The 4,340-nt window shown below is 62.9% G+C and carries 3 protein-coding genes; 1 reads left to right on the forward strand and 2 read right to left on the reverse strand.

Annotated elements, in window-relative coordinates:
* On the reverse strand, positions 1–1,356 hold a 1,356-nt coding region (locus tag B3C64_RS04780), incomplete at its 3' end, for an FAD-dependent oxidoreductase (protein WP_291534101.1).
* A gap of 126 nt (positions 1,357–1,482) precedes the next feature.
* Positions 1,483–3,285 (reverse strand): ABC transporter permease, encoded by a 1,803-nt coding sequence (locus B3C64_RS04785; RefSeq protein ID WP_291534103.1) that lies wholly within the window; start codon positions 3,283–3,285, stop codon positions 1,483–1,485.
* Between the two features lie 653 nt (positions 3,286–3,938).
* Between B3C64_RS04785 and B3C64_RS04790 the strand changes: the two genes are divergently transcribed.
* Positions 3,939–4,340, forward strand: a 402-nt coding sequence (locus tag B3C64_RS04790) for an amino acid permease (RefSeq protein ID WP_291534102.1), incomplete at its 3' end; no start/stop codon positions are given.

Raw genomic sequence — 4,340 nt, forward strand, 5'->3', positions numbered from 1 at the left:
CTTCTTCCAACCGGCGAAATCGATCGGTTTGACGCCGCGGGATGCCAGCAGACGGTCGATGGACTCCGGATCGCGGTCGGCGGCCACGCGTCCGCCTTCGGCCGCCTTGGACAGATCTTCCAGCATGTTGGTGACGATCATCAGCGCGTCGGACTTGGTGGATCCGATCAGGCCGACCGGACCGCGCTTGGCCCAACCGGTCGCGTACAGGCGTTCACGCACCTGGGCGTCGTCGCCGGAGGCCTCGGTGGTGATGCGGCCGTCTCCGTTCGCGTTGGCCAGATGCGCGTGGCGCTCGTCGTAGGCGATGCCCGGAGCGGTGGCCGGCTTGTAGCCGATCGCATGGTAGACGGCCTGCACCGGGTATTCCACGAATTCGCCGGTGCGGCTCATCTTGCCGTCCGCGGAGGTTTCGGTCTTCTCGACGCGGATGCCGGTGACCTTGCCGTCCTCGCCCAGCACCTCGACCGGCGCGGAGTTGAAGTGGATGTAGTACTTGCGGTCGGCGGGGTTACCTTCGTAGTCGGTGTCGCCGTCGTCTTCCATGTCTTCGGCCATCTCGCGGATGGTGAACAGTTCCTCGACCATCTGGCGGGTCAGCTTGTCCTTGCCGGCCTCCTCGATGGTGTCGTCGTCGAGGTCGAAGTCGTCCTCGTTGATGATCAGCTGCACGCCCGGCAGCTTCTCCATCTCGCGCAGCTCCTGCACGGAGAACTTGGCCTGCGCCACACCACGGCGGATGAACAGGTGCAGGGTCTTCGCCTTGTTGCCCTTGATGCCTTCATACACGTTGTCTGGAATGTCGGTGCGCGCCTTCAGATCATCGGCGTTGCGCATGAGCTCGCGCGCGACGTCCATGGCGACGTTGCCGCCGCCGATCACGGCGACTTCCTCGGCGTCGAGCGGCCATTCGCGGGCACCGGTCGGGTAACCGTCGTACCATTCCACGAACTTCGCGGCGCCGTACACGCCGTCGAGGTCGGCGCCCGGCAGACCGAGCGGCTTGTCCTTCACGGCTCCGGTGGCGAACAGCACGGCGTCGTAGCGTTCGAGCAGTTCGTCAAGCGTCACGTCCTTGCCGAATTCCACGTCGCAGTAGAGGTGGATGTTCGGGTTGTCGAGCGTCTTCTCAAGCGCGGACGCGATGAATTTGATGGACGGGTGGTCGGGGGCCACGCCGTAGCGCACCAGGCCGAACGGCACCGGCAGCTTTTCGAACAGGTCGATACGGGCGTTGGTGCCAAGGCCGAGCTCCTCGCCGAGCTTGTTCAGCTGGCGCAGGAAGATGTCGGAAGAGTAGACGCCTGCGGGGCCGGCGCCGATCACAGCAATACGAAGTTCGTTAGTTTCAGTCACGCGCTCTAGCCTAGTGCATTCCGTGCATTTCCAACAGGGGGTAGACGCGCGGATACACGGACATGCTCGGCCGCAACCGACGCGGACACGGCAGCGTTCGGGTAGACGCGCGGATGCGAGGACATGCTAGCCGACGCGAATCCGCACGTCGTTCCTCACATATATGGCGACATCATCCGTGACGACCCACGTTTTCCATGGCACATGCTTGGTGGCGACGACGACCGTGTGGTAATCGCTCATATGCAACCCAAGCCGTTTGAAGAAGTACGCGGGAAAATCGGTGTCGCCGACGATGATCTGCGGACGGCCCTTGGCTTCGCATCGGGCGATTTCCTGATTCATCTGCCGTTTCGCGGGCACTTCGTTCGGCACATACGCAAGACCTTGGTAGGTGCAGTCAAGCAGGTTGCGCGAAAAATACGGATTGGCCGCGAGCACGGGCCAGCTGTAGCGGTGCGTGTCTTCCATACGGTCGGTATGCGTGCCGTCCGGCCAGTACATATCGGGAAAATACCGCCACATCGACACCCACCGGTCACGTTCGAGACCGTTGCGACGGATGAACGAGGCGAGTGCGCGGGCACCGGAATAGTCGTACCGGATGTCGCAGATGACGGAGTTGGCGGTCCATATCAGGCTTGGCAGCAACGCGATGATGACGACGATTCGCGCCAGCCATGTTCCGCGCATCGTCGGCATCGGTTTTCCGCGCATTCCGCACGCGGACAGCGGCCGCCCGCACGATGTTTCCACCGGCCTTTCGCACACACCCGATATGTCACGTTCCGTACGTTTCGCGCCCGATTCCGAAGATTCGGGCATCCGCGCATCCGTTCGGATCCTGCGCATATGCGATTTGACGGAATCGGATATGAACGGCAGATCAGAAAGGGACAGCGGCTTTTCGCGCACGCCGATCCACAATTGCGCGATGAACAGCGCGAAGACGATGCCAAGGTGATGCATGCTGAAGTACCGCGTCGCGAACAGCGCCAGCATCGTGTACGTCGCCAGCAGGATGTCGAGGTTGCCGCGACGCCGCGCCAGTCGAATGAGCGCCGCCCATATCAGCGCGGACAACGCCACGCACAGCAGCAGTTGCGGAATGCCGAGGCGCACCGCATGCAGTGAGGAATCGCCCACGAAGGCGGTGAACATGCTTTCCGATGGCACGACCACCCAGAACAGCACGAACTGTGATAGTGCCGAGGCCACGCCGCCGCCGGGATTCGCGCCGAACGTATCGGACCGCGGCAGGATGCACACCGTCACCGCGATGCCGACGATCATCAACAACAGCCACGCGGCGAATCGTCCGGAATCCGCGACAAGCGCGCGAAGACATGGCGCTGCTTTCGAAGCGGTGTCCGCCACGCCTGGCGAGCCATCAGGCGAGCCATCGGGCAAACCGTCAGCCGGTGAGGTCTTCCCCGCTCTCCCGCGCCGTCCCGCGATAGCCACTCGCGCGACCCACACCAGAGCGAACGCGCACGCCAATACGATGCCGTAACTGCTCGTCGCGCACAGCAACGCCAAAGCGAGCGTCAGACGCCATGGATGCTCGTCGCGCGAGCGCCAGCAATCGGCCGCGATGAACAACGCGGCGCACAGCAATGCGTATGGGCGCGAGGTGACGCCGTATTGGTAGCACAGGAAATAGGTGAACGGCAGCAGCGCGGTCATCAGCCGCGGCAAAGGCGAGCGGAAGACCAGTATCCCCGCCATCAGCGCGGAGCACAGCAGTTCCACGCCTTTGAGCCCCCATTCATAGGGCACGCCCGTTTTCGCGGGAATCGACAGCATCAGCCACCACAGCGGCGGATGCCCCTCGTAATGCGGTCGGATGAGCAGCATATCGCGGTAGGAGCCGTCACGTGCGATCAGCCAGGATTGCGCTTCGTCGAACCACGGCTCATGGAACACCATCGTGATGCAGACCACAACAAGATAGGCGACGAATACCAGCGCTCTCCAATGCGTTCGGCATAGCCGGTATCCGCTACGCAATGAGCCGATGCGACCAATGCGTTCGCAAGCCGACGAGGCATCCACCTGCAATAGCCCGATTGGCGTCTCCCGTCCAACCATACGACCGCGAGGCCTCCCTCTCCATCTCTTGTCTCTTCGTCCGCACGCATTCGCATGGCCTTTCATGCGCCCATGCGTGACACCTGCGGCGTTCGTCCCGCGATAAGACCAAGCCACGCGCCCGCGGGACCCGTAGCATCCCCGATGCTTCCACAGGCAACCGTGCCATGCGCCCACATAGCGCGGGACACGTAAGCCATCGCCGCGCAGCACGCCCACCACACGTCTGATGCGTGCAAACAGCATCCAACATCGTAGCGCACGCCCGCCACGTCCGCTCCATCGACGAAACCACATTCAGGTAACAGGATTTTCCTATACTGGTATGCCGGAATAATGCGCGGTCAATTGATCGACTCGCTTCGCCGGGAGATTTGCGATTCGCACAGCGCGGCACCATACCGCGCGGGCACAGTACGCAGTGTCCGTGCGACGCGTGCAAGCGCACGCATTACGACGCATACAACCGTATATATAAGGGAAAGAACGATATGAGCAACAACGGATCAAGCGCGCATGACACCGCGCAATCCACCGCAAATCCCACGGGGCCGACGCGGCGGGACGCGACACCGTCGCAGCGTGGCGCCGTGCGTGACAAAGGCGACGCCGGCTATGCAAAGGAACTGAAACCACGGCACATCCAGATGATCGCCATCGGCGGTTCCATCGGCACCGGCCTGTTCCTCGGCGCGGGCGGGCGCCTTTCGCAGGGCGGCCCCGGACTCGCGTTCGCGTACATCGTCTGCGGCATCTTCGCATTCCTCATGGTGCGCGCATTGGGTGAGCTGGCGATCCGCCGCCCGTCGTCCGGTGCGTTCGTCTCCTACGCGCGCGAATTCCTCGGCGAGAAGGGCGCGTACATCACCGGATGGATGTTCTTCCTGGATTGG

This window comes from Bifidobacterium sp. UBA6881, from assembly GCA_002451435.1.
GTDB lineage: Bacteria > Actinomycetota > Actinomycetes > Actinomycetales > Bifidobacteriaceae > Bifidobacterium.